Origin of the sequence: Clostridium sp. OM05-6BH (assembly GCF_003481635.1) — a bacterium.
Classification (GTDB): Bacteria; Bacillota; Clostridia; order Lachnospirales; family Lachnospiraceae; genus Butyribacter.
In genome coordinates, this window is sequence record NZ_QULH01000034.1 from 1 (window position 1) to 753 (window position 753).

Below are 753 nucleotides of genomic sequence, written 5' to 3' on the forward strand. Positions count from 1 at the left end.
TGCACAGAGTGACTGTGCAGGAAAGGATGGGTGATCACTATGAAAATCAGATATTGTGTGAGTTTGTTGTTGCTGTGTGCCGCAACAATATTTTCGAAGTCGACAACAGTAAAAGCAGAGGATAAGTATTATAAGTTTTTGGAAAAATATTTTACCATTGAAGAGAAGTATAAATCAAAATGGGGACAACAGGATGGATTTACGTATCTTTGTGAAAAAAAAGATAATACCGTCACCATTGTTGGAATACCTATGGATAAAAAGAAGGTAGTTGTACCCGCCAAAATCAATGGGAAAAAGGTGGTAAAGATTTCTATTATGCCGGCGTTTGATTGGGCAGCGAATGAGGAATACCGCAATGAATTTTACGGAGAACATGAGGATGTCCCGATCCCAAAGGTGGAATACTTGAGTATTCCAAAGACAGTTAAGGTTATAGACTGTTATGAAGGGGGATGGCTGAACGAGGGGTATTGTAAGGGAATGCAGTCATTTCTACAGAATCTGAAGAAATTTAATGTGGCATCCGGTAACAAGTGGTATAGGTCATACAAGGGAGTGTTGTATACTAAAAATGGAAAGAAATTAATTACTGTACCAAGAAAGTATACGGCAAAAACGGTCAAAGTAAAAAAGGGAACAACAAAGATAGCAGATTCCGCTTTTTCCTTCTGCACCAACATTAAAAAGGTGATCCTGCCGGATACGGTAAAGGTGATTGAGCAGAATGCGTTTGTGTGCTGTTCGTTGAAT

1 protein-coding gene is annotated in these 753 nt (G+C 38.8%); it reads left to right on the plus strand.

Annotation, left to right across the window (positions count from 1 at the left end):
- Positions 1-39: 39 nt before the first annotated feature.
- On the plus strand, positions 40-753 hold a 714-nt coding region (locus tag DXB73_RS14085; protein WP_207665879.1), incomplete at its 3' end, for a leucine-rich repeat protein.